Here is a 17,507-nt window from a genome sequence, read left to right on the forward strand (position 1 = left end):
CCTTAATTTCTTAACATATCACTTAATTTTTCTGATAAATCCAATCCACCATTTTTCAGTACGCCTGTTCGTTTATTCAAATAATAGCTAACCAGTAACTCTTTATCATTATTAATAATCACATCAAACATAATAGAGCCCATAGGATTGTGTTCTATACTCTCATAATCTATTTCATAAGATCTAATGATTCCTTCAGGTGTTAATGCTTTCGAATCTAATTCTTTTAATTCATCTTCAATTATTTGTTTTGCCTGACCACTCTTTACCACATTCACCATTTCATCATTGAATCGTTTGTTATCCATATACACTTTTCCTCCGATTCCTATAACAATCAATAAAAATAGTCCTAAAATAGAATAAAACGTCCTTGTTTTGATTTTTTTTACCTCAGAGAGTGCTCGTTCATTCTCTTTTTTATCACTTTTCATCTATGACACCTCAAAATCATTTTTCATAAGTAAACTATAACATACTTTTAATTTGTTTTTTCGGAATGAATATAATATTCGGTTTCTCAATATTATTTAGATTTATTTGTCGTTGTCCCACCAATCACGCTTCACTTCTCCAGCTTGACTGCCTATTTTCTCTGGATTTGTAGAGCCTTGATACAGTAATACAGTAACGTTATTCACTTCAGATGGTTTTTGGACTTTCGGATCTCCGTCAGTGATGATAAAAGCTTGTTCTCCTGTTTTTTTATCATTCACTACTTTTGATACATAGCCTATTGTAGTACCATTATTATTTATTTTAACTGGGTCGCCCTCTTTATATGAACGATACTCCATTTGCGCTATATCGACATTTTCTTTATCAGAATATCCCATACTAATTCCCTCCTTTTTTAACAACTCTTCTAATTCCGCTGTATTTCCACCACCAGAATTTTCTAAAGTGCCATCTTCTGTATTTTTATTTAAAAGATTATACACTCTAAGTTTTTCATCATCATTTATAATTACGTCAAACATAATTCCTCCCATAGGATTGTGTTCTATACTCTCATAATCTATTTCATAAGATTTGATAATTCCCTCTGGCGTTAAAGCTTTTGAATCCAAGTTTTTTAACCCTATTTCTATCTCCCTTTTTGCTTGACCGCTTTTTACCACGTTTACCATTTCATCATTGAATCGTTTGTTATCCATATACACTTTTCCTCCGATACCTAGAATAATAACTAAAACTATTCCTACTCCTATTACTATAAATTTTCTTTTAGTCATCCCTTACTCCTCATCATTAATAAGTAAACTATAATATACTTGCAATTTGTTTGGTCGGATCGAACATAGTATTCGGTTTCTTATAACTTTTCTCGATATTATTTAATATTTGTTTGTTGTTGTCCCACCAATCTCGCTTCACTTCTCCAGCTTGACTACCTATTTGTTCTGGATTTGTAGAGCCTTGATACAGCACCGTTACATTGTTCACTTCATACGGTTTTTGTACTTTCGGATCGCCATCTGTGATAATATAGGCTTGTTCTCCAGTTTTTTTATTATTTACTACTTTTGATACATAGCCTATTTTTGTATTTCTATCGTCAATGTATACAGCTTCGCCTTCTTTATAGTCGTCATATTCATTTTTAGCAATATCAACTCGTTGCTTATCTGAGTAATTAGTCATTATTCATATTCCCTTTCTCTAACATATTTTCCAAGGGCAGTGACCCTCCACCAGAACTGTTAGTTAATCTCCCATTTTCTTCTTGATCTAAAGTCACTCGAATATACAATTGATTATCATCATTGATAATCAATTTAAGCATTATTCCTCCCATAGGATTATGTTCCACACTATCATAATCCACTTTATATGATTTAATTATTCCATCTGAAGTTAAAGCTTTTGAATCTGCATTTTTTAATGTTTTTTCATAAACTTGTTTTGCCTGACCACTATTTACCACATTTAACATCTCATCTTTAAATCGTTTGTTATCCATGTACACTTTTCCTCCGATACCTAGAATAATAACTAAAACTATTCCTATTACTATAAATTTTCTTTTAGTCATCCCTTACACCTCGTCATTAATTTGTTTTGTCCGATCAAATATAGTATTAAGCTTCTTAAAACTTTTCTCAATATTATTTAAGATTTGTTTGTTGTTGTCCCACCAATCACGCTTCACTTTTCCAGCTTGACTGCCTATTTTCTCTGGACTTGTAGAGCCTTGATACAGTACAGTTACATTGTTCACTTCAGACGGTTTTTGTACTTTCGGATTGCCGTCAGTGATGATAAAAGCCTGTTCCCCTGTTTTTTTATCGTTCACTACTTTTGATACATAGCCTATAGATTTTTTCCCTTTATTAATCGTTACTTCATCATTAACCGTCCAATTTTTGTATTCTTGTTCTGCAATGAGTTTACGTTCTTCATCTGTAAAATTAGTCATATTCTACTCCTTTAACTAAATCTGATAAATTTTCTGACAAACCAATACCGCCAACCTCCACAATATTTGAATGATTATTTAAATCAAATTTAGCAACAAGCTTATCATCTTTATTAATAATCACATCAAACATAATAGCACCCATAGGATTATGTTCAATACTTTCATAATCTATTTCGTACGACCTGATTACTCCTTTTGGCGTTAAAGCCTTTGAATCTAAATTCTTTAACCCCATTTCTATTTCCTTTTTTGCTTGTCCACTTTTCACCACATTGACCATTTCATCATGAAACCTCTTGTTATCCATATACACTTTTCCTCCTATTCCTATAACAATCAATAAACATATTCCTAAAATAGAATAAAACGTCCTTTTTTTTATTTTTTTCACCTCAGAGAGTGCTAGTTCCTTCTCTTTTGTATCATTTTTCATCTAAGACACCTCAAAATCATTTTTATTAAGTAAACTATAACATACTTGTCATTTGGTTGACGGATAAAATAGGGGATTAATTTTTCTCGCTGTTACGTAAGATTGGCTTATTGTTATCCCACCAATCACGCTTCACTTCTCCAACTTGACTGCCTATTTTCTCTGGAATTGTAGAGCCTTGATACAACGCAGTTAGGTTATTCACTTCAGAATGATAAAATTGTACAAAAAAAAGGATGGAACATCTCCATCCTTTTTGTACTATATTCCCACTCTAAAAACTCTTCATCTCACCAAACGGCAAAAGCTGCATCGTCACTTTCCCAATTACATTCTCTTGTACAATCAAACCATAATGCCGACTATCCGTCGCATACGGTCGATTATCCCCTAAAACTAAATAGTACCCCTTAGGAATCGCAACAGCAGAGGTCAACGTTCGATTCGTGAAATCTTCTGTATAATTTTTACCGTTGCGTTGGCTTTCATTGATTTCATCCATAATAAATTTTTCGTCTACTGGCTGGTCATTCACGAAAAGTGTATCATCCGTGTACGCAATTTTTTCTTCTGGCAGACCAATGATTCGTCTAATTTGCGTGTTCCCATTGCCACTTTTAAACGTAACTAAATCAAACCGTTTGAAGTCAGTTGTTTTTTGAACAAGAACCTGATCTTTTTCTCGTAACGTTGGGATCATACTAAAACCGTGAACCGTTACGATCGTCAGGAAAAAGGAGCTGATGACAAGTATCAATACGACACTCAAACTTATAGCAACGATAAGTTCTTTTAGATAGTTTTTAACGGGTTGTTTTTTACGTTTGGTCTTTTTATTATGGTGTTGTCTTTTTTTGTTTCCTGTCTTTTTTGCTGGTACTTTTTGAGAAGGGCGTTTTTTTCTTGTAGTTGACGGTTTCTTTTTTCTTATGCGCTTTGATTCTTTCTCCATCGAAAATCACTCACTTGGATTACTTTTCTTCTTTAAAAGCAGCTTCATTCACTTTGTAATAATCAAAGGTTTCTTTTTCATAGACTTGCGCTTTCTTGATATCGGCTAAAAAACTATCTACCAATTCTTGGTTGCCGAAAAAGTTTTTGGTTTGCGTACTGGCATTCATCCCTAATTGTTTAACTGAATTATAGTACCGATTCAAGGTAATTTGTCCTTCTTCTGAATTGACGTCACTTGCTTTTTTCGTCCCATAGCTTGCCATAGAGGTGGCTAAGTAGCGAAGGTTTTTTTGTAATTTTTCTTCCTCATCACTTTTATCACGAGCTATAATCAGCTGGTCTTCAAAATCTCGCAATAAGTAATAGCCCTTCACAACAGAATCTGAATCTCCTGTTGTTAAATTCATCGACTGGTAATAAGAAAGATACGACATGCCACCCGCTAAAACAACTGTCACAAAGGACATTATCCAAAATAAGCGTATGCTCGTTTTTTTCTGGTTTATCAACTGCCGTTTTTTTCGTGCGATTTTTCTATTTTTCTTTTTATTTTTAAATTTCTTATTTGGAAGTTTTTTTAACAGACTACGTTTATGAAAAAATTGTACTAAAAAATAGCCTGACCCTAGGAGCGCAACAATTGACAGTGCTATCCCTATGATGAAAATCCAATCTAAAACAGACATACACTACAGCTCCTATACTTTCCTAATCCTTTTTCTTACTGATTTTCCCATTAGATGAACCTTGTTGTTTCTTCTTTTTACGTTCTTTTTTTAAGACTAATTCTTTTTCTTGTTTTTTCTTATTACGTATACGAATAATCACGAAAATAAGAATGATTAAGGCTAAAATACCTACAACGATCAGGGCGATCAATTTCCAGTCTAGTCCTTTTTCTTGCACTAAACCAACATCTCGCTCGTTAAATTTGTTGGCATCTTTATCTGAAATATTGAAGTCTTTGGTCCATTTCCATTTTTTATCACCAGAGGTCACGAGAATGTTCGCTACATAATTTCCTGCAACCATCCGCTCACCATTCATACTGACAGGAAAGTCAATAAAAGAATTTGGTGCCATTCTCATTGCGGTTTGTTTACGCTCATATAAAACAGTCTCTTTACCTTTCTCTGTGATTTGAACTTCAGCTGTCAAATTATCTAAATATGCTGCCATCACATTAGAGTAATTCACAAAAATAGCATTGCGATAATTGCTTTGACCCGCTTTCACACTATTCAATTCTAAATCTGGGGCAATAGTTTTTTCTGATTCTTGTAGCACAACACCAATCACATAAGCATATTGATTAACGATTTTTGAGCCTCCTTCATTAGGAGAGGTGCCATTTTGATTTGCTCTCATCAACTGGATACCACCAGCAATCACCCCATCAAAACTTGTTTCCGGCATTTGAATGGTCAAATCAAGATTTTTTGTTTCTCCCGGTGCTAACTCAACTGATTCTGGTCCAGTGACAATATCGGTAAAATCAAATTGTAAGGATGGATCGTTTTTAATTGTTGATTCACCGTATTCAATCACACCGTTTTGGTTCGTCTTTGCCCCATTCAATTTAACGTCGATCGTCACTTTTTCAGTACCAGGATTGCTTAATGTGATAGAAATCTGTTGGTTTTTACCTGGGTCCATTTTTAATTTAAAGTAGCCTAAATCTTTTTTTACTTGGTTATCAGGGAACGTAATACTGTAAGTAAACCCTGTAACACCTGCTGGATTCTTATCAGCGGAATAACTAGGAACTGCTTTTAAAAAAAAGAGCCCAATAACCACGATACTCAAAAAAATACTTACCCATTGCTTTATAGATCCTATATGTGATTTCATAACTAACCTCGTTTATTCTAAAGTATTTTTTCTATGTACGCAGAGGAACAAGTTAAACTTGTTCCTCTGCAAAATTCGAAGATCGTGCTTATGCTTCTGGATTTTCTTCTTCAGCAGGTGCAGCAGTAATTTTCCAAGTTACAGTAGCAGTGTAATCCGCTACAGCCATATTTGAAGCAGTTGCTGCAGGAACAGTTAATTTAACAGATTCTGCATCTGTTCCTGGCGTTCCATTTTGTGACGTTGAACTTTGGCCAAATTCTAAGATGTGACGGCCTTTTCCTTCTTTTTTATCTTTGTCAGCTACAACGACCGTTTTTGCATCGTTTGCAGCTTCTGTTAATTGGAAACCAGTTTGAACGTTTGAAGGAACAGCATTTGTGTTATCTCCTTGCGCTGCAGCAAGTCCATTGCTAAAGTCAATTGTTGAACCAGTCAACACATTTGTTCCTGAAGTGAATTGTTGTGTTAATTGCGCTGTGATTGTATAACCGAATACGCCTCCGGCACGAACGTCAGCCCATTGTACATAAGCACCACGTTTTGTTGTTCCACCGTTAAATGTCATTGGTTTTGCAAAGCTAGTTACAGCATTGGCAGATGTTTCAATAGAGCCAAAATCTAAATCAGTTGTTTTTTCAATAACTAATGATCCTTGTTCTGTGTTTGTATTTTCATCTGGTGATTCTGGATCTGGCGTTGGTAATACCTCACCTGGATTTTCTGGATCGATTGTTTCAGATTCGCCACCACCAGCAGTACCTTCTGTAACTGTTACTTTACCTTCTGAAGTTAATTCAGTTGGTGCTGCGAATGCAGGTGTTGCCGCTCCTAGAACTGTTACTCCTAAAATTGCTACTAATGTTGATGCACAAAGACTTCTTGCTTTCATATTGTTGTTCCTCCTAATTGTTTGTGTGTTATTTATTAAGGCAACTTAGCTAAAATCCAAGTTATCTCCGTTTGGTATTCTACCGGATGAATCTTCGTTGCTTCCGGTATACTTAGTGTGATTGCTGAATTGCTATACACTGGTTTATTATAAATACTGTCTATCACTGGTTTTCCTGCTTGATCTACGACAGGTGTCAGTGTTACAGGTTGCTTGCTAGAATTCGTATCCGATGCGCCAAAGGCAATGGTCCAAACACCTTTACCGCTGCCTGCTCTGGCAGTTGCAACTTCGTATGCTGACCCAATCGAATTTAAGGCAATCGTTTCTCGCATTACGGTAGGAGCTTCACTAGTCCCACTGGAATTGGCCCAGCCTTTATCAAGCGAAAGAACTGCGCCTTTTAAATCCTGCTCACTCGTTTCTTGAATAATAGGATTCGTAAACTGATAGTTTTGTTTGACTTGTAACGTCCAACCAGACGATTCTGCTTGTTGATCGGTAATTTGAATGTAACTGCCTCTAGGGCCTGTTTCACCCAAAAACTGCTGCGCAAGCGCGTGATAGTTACGTCCATTTTTAGAAATTTTACTTTCACCAAAATCAAGAGCAGAAACATAGTCAATACGAAGGGGGCCTTTGGTTGAAGGACTATCCCCTGGATCAACAACATCACCTGGGTTTTCAGGATCAACAGGATTGGTCACCACACTTCCTTTGATACTGACTGAGCCTGATTGATCAAGCATCTCAGGAGCAGCTTGTGCAATGATGCCTGATTCAATGGCTAGAAACAAACTAGCGATTGATAACGACCAGATACCGACTTGTTTTAACTTCATTTTTGCTCCCCCTTTCTACGTTTTCGTAAAAAGAGAAGTAGTATCAATAGAAGTAAAATACCTATGCCGAAAATGCCGTAGTTTTTTATCAGCTCACCCATACTAGGAAGAATTTTCCCAGCTGGTTTCACTGTTGTACTCGGAGTTGTCGTTGTGGATGAACTTGGTTCAGTACTGGTAGATGAGTCAGATGGTTCTGTCGATTCTTCGTAAAACGAAATCTTACCGCCTCGATTGACTTGCCCACCTGTTCCTTCATTCGCACTTGCACTGCTTGAGTAGCTAAAGATGCCAATCAACACAACCAGAGAGCAGACGATTAATTTTATTGTTTTATGTTTCATTTTCCACTCTCCTTTATGGTTGTCCGGCCATGACTTTCCACATAATTACGCCGACATAATCTCCCGTATAAACCGTATCAGATGAATTAAATTGTAATTTTATACCGTCAGTATTTGCTGTTTTTCCCCAACTGTCACTGACATCAAAACTACCTGCTGTGCCCTTACTATTGCTGTAAACAACTTGTGCATTATCATTTAAAATTGTTTCTTTACCGCTTGTAACATAGCGTAGGGCATTGACTAATTCTTGACCGCTATTGTTTTTCATAGGTGTTGTCAATGTAGCCGTTAAGCGCCAACCATTTTTGGCATCTGCCCGAGTATCCGTGACCACTAGTTTCTGATCAAATTCTGGATCTTCTACTCGTTTAGTTGTCGCATTATAGGTTAGTGCCCCAAAGTCTAAAGAACTTGGTACTGAGGTCAAACTCAATACTCCTTGCAACTTGTATTGGACTTTTAGTGCAGTATTATTCACTTTCACCGCAGTTTCATTCGTTGGTCGTTCCGCAATGTCATATCCTGCATTCGTTACATTCGTAAGTTGTGTAGTAACACTCTCTTCTTTTGTTAAGTCAATCGTGTCCCCGACTTGCGTATTTAGTTTAACGGTATAGCCAGATAACACTTGATTTGCTTCATTTAAGAATTCAACTGATAATACGGCATCTACATCGACTACTGTCACTTGGATCGTCGTTGTAATGTCTGTAGGCAATCCTGAATCAGCTGCTTTTACTGTTAAAGTGACAGGGTATGCTTTTGGTTGAAGTTCGCTCACATTATTTAAGCCGCCAAAGTCCGTTACCGTCACAAATGAAGTCAGATCTGTTTTGGTTCCATTTGCTAGTTTATAGGCTTCTGGCTTGCTATTCTGTAGGATATAATTCTTTAATTCTGTTTCTGATAGATTTCGAATATCTACATACGATGCCTCAAAATCAGAGCCTGAAACACCTGAAGCTTGGTCATAGACAACGAGCGTTGACTCAACTACTTTGGTATTCGGCGCTGGATTTCCATCAGCATCAACCGCCTGATCTGATACATTGATCTGTACCGTGTGAGTTCCTGGCGTATTAGCTGCTGTTTGTGCTGCCGTAGGATCTGTATAGGCATAATCAAAACCAGTATTGACAGGACTTGTATCACTAACATCTTTCACCATTTCCTTTGGTGCAGGTAAAGTATCACCTTTCGTCATGTAATAGGTCACCGGTGAAGCAGTAGGCGGTGTTTTATCCAAGACTGTTTGCGTGACTTCTTCGGCTTTTAAATTCGCAAATCCATAAGCATGAATGACACTTCCAGCGGTAAAATAATGACCTGCTGGTACGGTTACTGACCAATTGCCTGCCGCATCTGATTTCGTTGTAAAATTCGCACGATATTCAGCTGGTGTAGACATATCTTCTACGGGCGATTTTATGTTGTCGGTTGATGGATCAAACGCTGCCGTGATCGAGTTATTGACTGGTACATCCCAAATACGGATATAGGCATTTGGAATCGCATAGCCAGATACCGTTGTCGAACTGTTATTGCCACGATTATCGGTTGCAATACTATGAATCGCAATATTTGGATCTGGTACTCGAGTAAAGAGAACCCGTTGTTGTCCTCTCGTTGTAAAATTCGCGTTGAATCTAGTTAACGTTTCATTTGTCATCGCATTAGATGCTGTGATCGTAGGATTAAAGCCACTTCCATAAGCTAATCGCATATTACTCATCGGAATATACTCATACGTATAACCACTATCGCCATCAGCTCCGCCAGCCACATTATTCAGTGACCATTGGAAGACATTTTGAACCGACATATCTAAGTTTCCTTGAGACCAAATCAACCCATTATTGGCAGATGTACCACTGGTTAATGCGCTATTTTTTTGAAGATTCACGCGTTTAGCATCTGAGAATTTAAACGTTGATGATGCTCCACCCATTCGTAATAAATATTGCGTGATAGATGTGCTATCGCTTTGAATATCAAAAGAAGCATTCGGTTGAACGATAAAGGTTGAGTTATTTGCAACATAGAATAGATCAGTCGTGCTGGCACCCATGTTTACACCCTTAACATTTAAATTCCCTGAAACGTTGATCGACCCGCCATTCATATAGATTGGGTTATAGTTTATATTGTTGTTGCCCGTTCCAGAATAAGCATCTGTTTGAATATTCACCGTCGCATCTTTTCCAATATTTAACTCAGATGAAGCTGATCCTAGGTAGACTGCACCGCCATATGTCGCATGATGGTTTAAGATATCAACGGTGGAACCTTCTCCTACGGATAATGATCCACCTGAAATGTTCAAGTTGGTATTGTAGTATTCAGCTGCGGTTGTTTGATTGCCACGTTCCAGTTTAAGTTTGACATTTTTACCAATAGCAAAACTGCCGGATGGAATATACAGCACGTTCGAACCTAGAGAAGAAATGTAAACATCCGCATTATCTTCTACAAAAGCTGTCGAAATGGCTAGACTTCCTTGTTGGTAGTTATTCACATTCCACGTACGAATTGTTGTACCATCTTTTTTTACAGAAGTCCATGTACGTTGTTGTTCCAAATGAACTTTGTTTTTCAACGTCAACGTAGTTTGTTGTGATTCTAAAAACTGTGTTCCATACCCAGTATAATTATCCATGGTCATTTTTCCGCCATTGGCACCATTGTTAAAAATCATCGCACCCCAGTAGTTACCATGATAAACCGTCATATTGCTAAATTGGATATCCCACGCTTTTGAACCATAATTATTGTAGGCTTGGAACGAAAAACAGAGCGAACCAAAATCGAGTGTGTAGTTGTTCCCATTGACTTTAACGGTCCTCGCATTTCCTTGTAATTGGAAATACATATGGGATTCTGCACCAGAAGCAATTCCAATCGATGTCGCCGTTGTCACATTTTGTGAGTAACGTAAATACGGACTATAAATAAAATAACTAGACGAATAGGTTGGGGCGTTTGTGTAGATATCATTTAATAAGTCTACATTCGTTACCCAAGGATCATTTAGACCAATCGTGTATCCTAAAAAGTCTGTTACATTTCTCGTATTGGTAGCTGAATTGAGATCATAAGAAATATTCGCATTACTTCTAATTGTCCCCGTTAATCCATTCGTTGCACTTTCAGATGCCGTATACGATGATATATAAAATGGTCCAGAATAGTTTGAAGAACTCATATTAATATTTTGGAATTTTAAATCCCAATAGCCAAAAATAGTTCCAGAATTTCCAGATACATAACTCGTTTGATTTAGAAAACCTATCGCTAAGTTACCAAAATTAAAGTCATGACCATTTCCATCTATTGTTAGTGAACGTGCAGTTGCATTTTTATTGATATACAAATAGACATTTTGAGCACTAGTTAAATCAACAGAACTGGTACTAAATAAATCATTATAGTTATTTAAGGTACCCGATAATGTAATATCATTTTGTATTGAAATGGTATTCACTGTGTTGTCAGCTATTGCCTCAACAAAACTTTGCCAATCTGTCACTTCTGCTGTACCGGCGGCTCGAGTGCTTAATGCCCTCGGTTGAGCGGAATCTACGCTATCAGGACTTTGGCTGTTGTTCATAGCCTTTTTCGATTCTTTTACCGAAAGTTTTAGCTCTTGTTGCGCAAAACTACCTACTTCATCTGTCAATATCAGTGAATAGTCGCCACTTTTTTCTGCTAATAATGCTAACTTTAGGGAAGATTGATCACTATTCACTGTGATTGTTAATGTCCGTGCTTCTTCATTCCAATTAAAAACAGGAAACTCTGCTTTTGGGTCTTCCTTTAAAAGCGTGGCTCTTTCTTCTGCTTCGTCAAATTTTATTCCTTCTGGTAGACGAACTTGCCACTCTTTTTTTTGCTCACTTGAATCGGTTGATAGATTACGCTCATCAGACTTTTTCAGCTCGTTTTCAGCCCTTGTATCAGAAATTTGTAAATGAAAAAATTCATTTGTATAGTGTTCATCTTCAATAGCCGTCAGCGAGATCGGTGATTTAGCAAAAATTTTAGTTGACGAAGAATACATCTGCGAAAACATAGCTAAAATAAGAATCGAAAGAATGGCTATGCTCATTCCAATTAATTGAAATTTTCTTTTCTTAATCATTTCATTCATTTTCCCTCCTGCCCCTTTAGTTTAAAAGAATGTTCTTAGCTTCTTCACCTCCTTCAAGCTTTATTCATACCAAGACGGTTTACTTGTTGATCTAGCGCCAGCTTGTATCCAATCGTTCGAACCGTTTTGATAAATTTAGGCGTGGTAGGATCTTCTTCTATTTTTCCTCTTAAATGGAACATGATATTACTCACTCGATACTCTTTTTTCTCAGCACTTTCATTTGACCAAATATGTTGGTATATTTCTTCATAAGTCAATGCTTTGTCATGTTTATCAATAAGGAGTTCCAGTACTTTAAATTCCAATTTAGTTAAGCTGATTTCGACTTTTCCTTCTCTTAAAACACTAAGATTTTCAGGAAGTAATTCTAGTAATGGCGCAGTTGATGAAGTAGTCTGCGAGTGTGTAGGATATTCCTTGTTTTCAATCCGTTTTAGGATATTTGAAAATTGTAAAACAAATTCTTCTTCATAAACAGAAACACCATCTGCATCTAGTTGTAGATAAATTTTCTTTTTTGTTTTTGCTTCTTCATCATTATCAATTAACAGCACCCAGATTAATTTATTTGATCTCATTCTTAATTCCAGAATATTTTTGCAAATACAAGCTAGATCAGTTACAGCTGATTCTTCAATAATAAATGCATCCATATTTGTTAGCTCAGAATCTACTTCTCCCACTTGTAAAAGTGTAACCTCATGACCTAAGCGCACAAATTTTTTGGTATAATCCAATACAGGTTGAGACGAATCTCGAAAAATACCGATAGTATACATTACAGGTACCTCCTACTAAATTTATATCCAGAACTAAACACTTCTCGTAGTGTGCATTCAAAAGTAAAATACTATTGAAAACTTTTTGATCTGAAATTTGTACTTGTCACGCTAATAGTAAAAATCGAAAAAATGAATATCTTGAAAGAATTAAGTTCAAGATATTTTTTCAATTCAACCAATTATTGCTCGTTTCCTGAAATGATTTGACGATTTTTGTGACGGCTAAAAAAGACACTCAGCATTTTGCTGAATGTCTTTCATACATTCATTATAAAGTTGTCTTTTCATCATAATTAAGCTGTTGATCAATCAACATCATTGCCGAGCGTCTAGTTTCCCACAAAGAATCCGTATAGATATCGAGTGTCATTTTGGTTGATGCATGTCCTAAGATTTTACTCAATGTAGCAATATCAATACCTGATTCAACACATCTAGTTGCAAAAGTATGACGCAATGCGTGAAAGTGAATTGGACCTATTTTAGATTCTTCCACTAATTTTTTAAAACGGTAATTAATGATACGTGGCTCTGTAAAACTGTTTTTACAGGAAATAACGAATAAACTGTTACTTTTTTGTTTTTTATTCATTAAATACCTTTTTAGATTTTTAGATATTGGTATGATACGTTCTCCATTAACTGACTTCGGTTTTCCTATAATAATCTCGGTCTTATGTGTTTCTGTTACTGAAGGAATTCTAGAAATTGTTCTTTTCACAAAAATTTTATTGTTTTTAAAATCGATATCCTCCCATTTTAACCCACTGATCTCTCCGATTCTCATCCCAGTATACAGGGCAATAATTTCTGCTGAGCACTCTTTTTTATATAAGGCAATTTGTTCTAATTTTTTTTGTTGATTTTTCTCTAAACTTTTTATTTCCGTTTTCGTTAATGCTGGTAAAAGTACTCCTTGGCAAGGGTTTTTTGAAATTTCGTTATCATTTACGGCTTTTTTTAGAGCACTTCTTAGCATGCTAACAATACTACGAATGGTGTTGGAAGAAAGTTCTGATAGATATAACGAATAAATAAATCTGTCTATATCAGCTGTTTTTAACTCAGATAATTGCTTATTTTTAAAAAATGGAGCAAGATGCCGTTTAATTCGTCCTCTATAATTTGAATAAGTAGAAGGCTTGATTCTATTTTTCATTAAAATAGTTAGCCAATAGTGTAGCCATTCATCTACCATCATTCCTTCTTGTACAGATGTTTCTCCATATATAAAATAGTCTGCATTTTTTTTTGATAATTTTTCTTTTGCTTCATTATATTGTTTTCCATAAACATATCCATAAATAATTCTACCTTCTTTATTCCGACCTTTCCTATAACGACCTTCCCAGCGTCCATCCTTTCGCTTATAGATATTTTCTCCTCTTTTTGACATTTTTTTCCTCCTAAATCATTTAAATTTGACGGTTTTTGACGGCTAAAAAATGAATTATACATATAAACATCTCTTTTCTAAACTAGATTTAATCAATAAAACAATTAAATATTATCAAATTTTTCTTTTTTTAAATAAAAATTTGATAATAAAAATATATTTTTCTACTAGACTAATTAAAAATAATAGAATATAATTATATAAGTAATTAATTCCACTCTTTTGATTGCATATAATAAAGAATAAAAATATCTTGAACTTAATTCTTTCAAGATATTTAAAAAATACATAAAAAGTTAAATGTATGAACATTAGCTATATATAAAAAGTTAAATGTATGAACATTAGCTATATATAAAAAGTTAAATGTATGAACATTAGCTATATATAAAAAAAGGTAGTTTGAAAAATAAAATTTTTCAAACTACCTTTTGTGTTGATGTAAATTTACTTACTTCTGTACTATTATAAAAATTCAATTTTTCTTTGTTATTTTTTACATTCACACTAACTACCCATAGGTTTTCTACTATATTCGAAGTCAACGTTTTACCTTTTCATTTAAATAGTTAAGTTGAATAATAATTGAATACCATATATCATTAGTAGTTCTATTTTCTTTTTTCCCTTAGTGTTCTTTTAGTTATATCTACATTTTCACAGCAATTATCCTTAACCTACGATAATCCGCTTCCCAATGATCTTCTTTCCACAAACTGGGGGTCAAATCTCGCTCCATATTCTCAAGTATCCTTTCTTTCTGATTTCTAGACAATTCCCCCAACTCTTCAGTATAAAACTGTTCCATCCACTCTCTCAAACCAGCTTTACCACCTTTAAGTGTTGTCGGCCGTTCATATTCTAAAATCTCTATAACTTCAAAATGATTTTTTTCAAGCAACATCCGATAATCCGAAAGCGAAGTAAAACAAAACGGCTCCTCAAAAGATGCACCTAAGGCATTTAATTCACGCCCAAAAGCTTCTCTAATCAGCTGAACATTCCCAACTGCACCAAACTCACAAATCAACTGACCATTTTCATTTAAATGCTCATTGATATTTTTCAATAACAAATTTTGATCAGGAATCCAATGAAAAACGGCATTTGAAAAAGCTACATCATACATTTCAATTTGATCAGTTGGATATAATATATCTTCCTGTAAAAATGTCAAATCAGGATAGCTTTCTCTTGCTTGATTGATCATATTTACTGATTGGTCGATCCCTGTCACTTCATGCCCAAGTTGTGCAATTTGATTCGTCAATTCTCCCGTTCCACACCCAATATCCAAGACTTTACTTTGTTCTTTAGGCAGTAATTTCAACAAACCAGCACCATATTTAAAAACAAAATCATGTGTCGTATTATATTTTTTCGCATTCCATTCCATAGATTTCACTCTCCTAGCGATATAATGAAAAGAAGCTACACCGAAATCATTCATCGATGCAGCACTCTTAGGATTTCTTATTGCCAATAAGCTGGAATCTTCGCTTCATAAGCCGCGATCTCATCATCATGCGTCAAACTAATGGCAATGTCATCCAACCCATTCACCAATTTATGCTTCCATGTGCTATCAATTTCAAAAGAATACGTCCCATTCGGCGTGATAACTTGTTGTTCAGGCAAATCGATCGTAATTGTCTCATCCGCCCTAAGATTTGACAGTGCATCCAACTCATCATAGTTCAATACAATCGGTAATAGTCCATTTTTCGTGGCATTCATATAAAAAATATCACTAAAACTTCCAGCAATAACAGCTCTAAATCCATAATCATCCAGCGCCCAAGCTGCATGCTCTCTCGACGAACCTGAACCAAAGTTATCACCAGAAATCAAAATGGTCGCCTCTTTATATTGCGGTTCATTCAAGACAAATTCTGGATTGGGTGTACGGTCTGGCAAATAACGCCATTCGTCAAATAAAAACTCGCCAAAACCTGTTTTTTCAATTCGTTTTAGGAATGATTTTGGAATGATCTGATCGGTATCGATATTGTCATTCATTAGTGGGACTGTGGTCCCTGTATGTTGTGTAAATGCCTCCATTATGCCAAAAGCTCCTCTCTAATGTCTCTAAATGTCCCTTCAATCGCAGCAGTTGCTGCCATCGCTGGGCTGCAAAGATGGGTTCTTGCCCCTTTGCCTTGACGTCCTTCAAAATTTCGGTTAGATGTTGAAGCACAATGAACCCCTGCTGGAACTTGATCTGGGTTCATGCCCAGACACATCGAACAACCTGGTTCACGCCATTCAAATCCTGCTTCAGTGAAGATTTTATCCAAACCAATTTTTTCAGCTGCTTTTCTTACAGGTCTTGAACCTGGCACTACGATTGCGGTGATGCCATCTTTGACTTTTTTGCCCTTTACGATGCGCGCCGCTTCTTCTAAATCAGATAGACGGCCGTTGGTACATGAGCCGATAAAAACGTAGCCGATTTCGATATCTGAAGGACGTTGTCCTGGTTTTAGATCCATGTAGTTATAAGCACGTTCGTCGTTCATATCTTTGATTTCAGGGAATGTTCCTGTGATCGGAATACCCATCTCTGGATTTGTGCCCCATGTAATGAAGGGAACCAATTCTTCCGCGTTCAATTCTAGGTCTACATCATAGGTTGCATCTGGGTCGCTTGGTAGTTTTTTCCAATCAGCGATTGCCGCAGCCATATCTTCTGGTGCATATTCTCTGCCGCGAACGTATTCAAAGGTTTTTTCATCTGGCGCCATCATGCCCATTTTTGCACCGCCTTCGATGGCCATATTACAGATGGTCATGCGTTCTTCCATCGTTAGGTTTTCAATCGTTTCACCGTAAAATTCAACCGCATGTCCGACCCCAAAATCAACACCATATTTTGCGATCAACGCTAGAATAATATCTTTAGCATATACGCCTTTCGCTAGTTTTCCAGTGATTTTAACCCCCATTGATTTTGGTTTATTTTGCCAAATACATTGTGTAGCAAAAACATGTTCCACTTCACTTGTACCAATTCCAAATGCCAACGCTCCAAATGCGCCATGTGTAGCCGTATGTGAATCCCCACAAACGATAATTTTCCCTGGCTGTGTCAATCCTGTTTCGGGTCCTACCATATGCACGATTCCTTGACGGTCACTGCCGTTATCACAAAGGGTCACGCCGAATTCTTCACAGTTTTTCTGCAACGCTTCGATTTGTTTTTTTGCTACTAAATCTGTGATATTAAAAATATCTTGGGTCGGAACATTATGATCCATCGTGCCGAAGGTTCTGTCTGGTCGGCGGACTTTTCTACCAGCTTCTCTTAGTCCTTCAAATGCTTGTGGTGAAGTTACTTCATGAATCAGATGAAGATTGACGTATAATAGTTGTGGTTCGCCAGCGACGCCTGATACCACATGTTGTTCCCATAGTTTATCAAATAGTGTTTTTCCCATG

17 protein-coding genes and 1 pseudogene are annotated in these 17,507 nt (G+C 36.2%); all 18 read right to left on the reverse strand.

Going from position 1 to position 17,507, the window contains the following annotated elements; all coding sequences use genetic code 11:
* Nucleotides 1-2: 2 nt before the first annotated feature.
* Entirely contained in the window at nucleotides 3-434 is a 432-nt protein-coding gene (locus IGI43_RS05290) for a DUF1310 family protein (RefSeq protein ID WP_438756778.1), read from the reverse strand.
* 414 nt (nucleotides 435-848) lie between these two features.
* Nucleotides 849-1,235, reverse strand: a pseudogene (locus IGI43_RS05295) (DUF1310 family protein); the annotation flags it as partial.
* 28 nt (nucleotides 1,236-1,263) lie between these two features.
* Complete coding sequence (locus IGI43_RS05300) at nucleotides 1,264-1,644, reverse strand: hypothetical protein (RefSeq protein ID WP_438756779.1); 381 nt, start codon at nucleotides 1,642-1,644, stop codon at nucleotides 1,264-1,266.
* The gene (locus IGI43_RS05305) at nucleotides 1,637-2,035 is read right to left on the reverse strand and encodes a DUF1310 family protein (RefSeq protein ID WP_438756780.1); all 399 of its coding nucleotides are present in this window, start codon (nucleotides 2,033-2,035) and stop codon (nucleotides 1,637-1,639) included. The genes IGI43_RS05300 and IGI43_RS05305 overlap by 8 nt, the downstream gene beginning before the upstream one ends.
* 3 nt (nucleotides 2,036-2,038) lie before the next feature.
* Nucleotides 2,039-2,419, reverse strand: a complete 381-nt coding sequence (locus IGI43_RS05310; RefSeq protein ID WP_438756781.1) for a hypothetical protein — start codon at nucleotides 2,417-2,419, stop codon at nucleotides 2,039-2,041.
* Nucleotides 2,412-2,855: a DUF1310 family protein gene (locus IGI43_RS05315; protein ID WP_438756782.1), complete on the reverse strand. Its 444-nt coding sequence runs from the start codon at nucleotides 2,853-2,855 to the stop codon at nucleotides 2,412-2,414. The genes IGI43_RS05310 and IGI43_RS05315 overlap by 8 nt, the downstream gene beginning before the upstream one ends.
* A 274-nt stretch (nucleotides 2,856-3,129) precedes the next feature.
* A complete protein-coding gene (lepB, locus tag IGI43_RS05320; protein WP_438756783.1) occupies nucleotides 3,130-3,807 on the reverse strand; it encodes a signal peptidase I in 678 nt (225 codons plus the stop codon).
* A gap of 19 nt (nucleotides 3,808-3,826) precedes the next feature.
* Nucleotides 3,827-4,267 carry a hypothetical protein gene (locus IGI43_RS05325; RefSeq protein WP_438756784.1) on the reverse strand — a complete coding sequence of 147 codons (441 nt, stop codon included), beginning with the start codon at nucleotides 4,265-4,267 and terminating at the stop codon, nucleotides 3,827-3,829.
* Nucleotides 4,268-4,517: 250 nt separating this feature from the next.
* Complete coding sequence (locus IGI43_RS05330) at nucleotides 4,518-5,660, reverse strand: DUF916 and DUF3324 domain-containing protein (protein WP_438756785.1); 1,143 nt, start codon at nucleotides 5,658-5,660, stop codon at nucleotides 4,518-4,520.
* Between the two features lie 88 nt (nucleotides 5,661-5,748).
* Nucleotides 5,749-6,552 (reverse strand): WxL domain-containing protein, encoded by an 804-nt coding sequence (locus tag IGI43_RS05335; RefSeq protein ID WP_438756786.1) that lies wholly within the window; start codon nucleotides 6,550-6,552, stop codon nucleotides 5,749-5,751.
* Nucleotides 6,553-6,587: 35 nt separating this feature from the next.
* Nucleotides 6,588-7,394, reverse strand: coding sequence for a WxL domain-containing protein (locus IGI43_RS05340; protein ID WP_438756787.1), 807 nt, complete (start codon nucleotides 7,392-7,394; stop codon nucleotides 6,588-6,590).
* Nucleotides 7,391-7,738 (reverse strand): hypothetical protein, encoded by a 348-nt coding sequence (locus IGI43_RS05345; RefSeq protein WP_438756788.1) that lies wholly within the window; start codon nucleotides 7,736-7,738, stop codon nucleotides 7,391-7,393. The genes IGI43_RS05340 and IGI43_RS05345 overlap by 4 nt, the downstream gene beginning before the upstream one ends.
* A 13-nt stretch (nucleotides 7,739-7,751) precedes the next feature.
* Entirely contained in the window at nucleotides 7,752-11,888 is a 4,137-nt protein-coding gene (locus IGI43_RS05350; protein ID WP_438756789.1) for a pectate lyase-like adhesive domain-containing protein, read from the reverse strand.
* Nucleotides 11,889-11,941: 53 nt separating this feature from the next.
* Nucleotides 11,942-12,670, reverse strand: coding sequence for a winged helix-turn-helix domain-containing protein (locus IGI43_RS05355; protein WP_438756790.1), 729 nt, complete (start codon nucleotides 12,668-12,670; stop codon nucleotides 11,942-11,944).
* Nucleotides 12,671-12,941: 271 nt separating this feature from the next.
* Nucleotides 12,942-14,069 carry a tyrosine-type recombinase/integrase gene (locus IGI43_RS05360; protein WP_438756791.1) on the reverse strand — a complete coding sequence of 376 codons (1,128 nt, stop codon included), beginning with the start codon at nucleotides 14,067-14,069 and terminating at the stop codon, nucleotides 12,942-12,944.
* Between the two features lie 649 nt (nucleotides 14,070-14,718).
* The gene (locus IGI43_RS05365; RefSeq protein WP_438756792.1) at nucleotides 14,719-15,465 is read right to left on the reverse strand and encodes a class I SAM-dependent methyltransferase; all 747 of its coding nucleotides are present in this window, start codon (nucleotides 15,463-15,465) and stop codon (nucleotides 14,719-14,721) included.
* A 77-nt stretch (nucleotides 15,466-15,542) separates the two neighbouring features.
* On the reverse strand, nucleotides 15,543-16,130 hold the full coding sequence (gene leuD, locus IGI43_RS05370) for a 3-isopropylmalate dehydratase small subunit (RefSeq protein WP_438756793.1): 588 nt from the start codon (nucleotides 16,128-16,130) through the stop codon (nucleotides 15,543-15,545).
* Nucleotides 16,130-17,506 (reverse strand): 3-isopropylmalate dehydratase large subunit, encoded by a 1,377-nt coding sequence (leuC, locus tag IGI43_RS05375; RefSeq protein ID WP_438756794.1) that lies wholly within the window; start codon nucleotides 17,504-17,506, stop codon nucleotides 16,130-16,132. Before leuC ends, leuD begins: the two co-directional genes overlap by 1 nt.
* Nucleotide 17,507: the final 1 nt, after the last annotated feature.

It is taken from the genome of Enterococcus sp. AZ126 (assembly GCF_051714545.1).
Lineage (GTDB): Bacteria > Bacillota > Bacilli > Lactobacillales > Enterococcaceae > Enterococcus_L.

Bases quoted from the DNA above. Each gene is read 5' to 3' on its own strand.
- IGI43_RS05345 (WP_438756788.1), bottom strand. From the start codon at position 7,738: ATGAAACATAAAACAATAAAATTAATCGTCTGCTCTCTGGTTGTGTTG.
- IGI43_RS05360 (WP_438756791.1), bottom strand. From the start codon at position 14,069: ATGTCAAAAAGAGGAGAAAATATCTATAAGCGAAAGGATGGACGCTGG.
- IGI43_RS05350 (WP_438756789.1), bottom strand. From the start codon at position 11,888: ATGAATGAAATGATTAAGAAAAGAAAATTTCAATTAATTGGAATGAGC.
- leuC (WP_438756794.1), bottom strand. From the start codon at position 17,506: ATGGGAAAAACACTATTTGATAAACTATGGGAACAACATGTGGTATCA.
- IGI43_RS05305 (WP_438756780.1), bottom strand. From the start codon at position 2,035: ATGACTAAAAGAAAATTTATAGTAATAGGAATAGTTTTAGTTATTATT.
- leuD (WP_438756793.1), bottom strand. From the start codon at position 16,130: ATGGAGGCATTTACACAACATACAGGGACCACAGTCCCACTAATGAAT.
- IGI43_RS05315 (WP_438756782.1), bottom strand. From the start codon at position 2,855: ATGAAAAATGATACAAAAGAGAAGGAACTAGCACTCTCTGAGGTGAAA.
- IGI43_RS05330 (WP_438756785.1), bottom strand. From the start codon at position 5,660: ATGAAATCACATATAGGATCTATAAAGCAATGGGTAAGTATTTTTTTG.
- lepB (WP_438756783.1), bottom strand. From the start codon at position 3,807: ATGGAGAAAGAATCAAAGCGCATAAGAAAAAAGAAACCGTCAACTACA.
- IGI43_RS05310 (WP_438756781.1), bottom strand. From the start codon at position 2,419: ATGACTAATTTTACAGATGAAGAACGTAAACTCATTGCAGAACAAGAA.
- IGI43_RS05355 (WP_438756790.1), bottom strand. From the start codon at position 12,670: ATGTATACTATCGGTATTTTTCGAGATTCGTCTCAACCTGTATTGGAT.
- IGI43_RS05300 (WP_438756779.1), bottom strand. From the start codon at position 1,644: ATGACTAATTACTCAGATAAGCAACGAGTTGATATTGCTAAAAATGAA.
- IGI43_RS05340 (WP_438756787.1), bottom strand. From the start codon at position 7,394: ATGAAGTTAAAACAAGTCGGTATCTGGTCGTTATCAATCGCTAGTTTG.
- IGI43_RS05290 (WP_438756778.1), bottom strand. From the start codon at position 434: ATGAAAAGTGATAAAAAAGAGAATGAACGAGCACTCTCTGAGGTAAAA.
- IGI43_RS05365 (WP_438756792.1), bottom strand. From the start codon at position 15,465: ATGGAATGGAATGCGAAAAAATATAATACGACACATGATTTTGTTTTT.
- IGI43_RS05335 (WP_438756786.1), bottom strand. From the start codon at position 6,552: ATGAAAGCAAGAAGTCTTTGTGCATCAACATTAGTAGCAATTTTAGGA.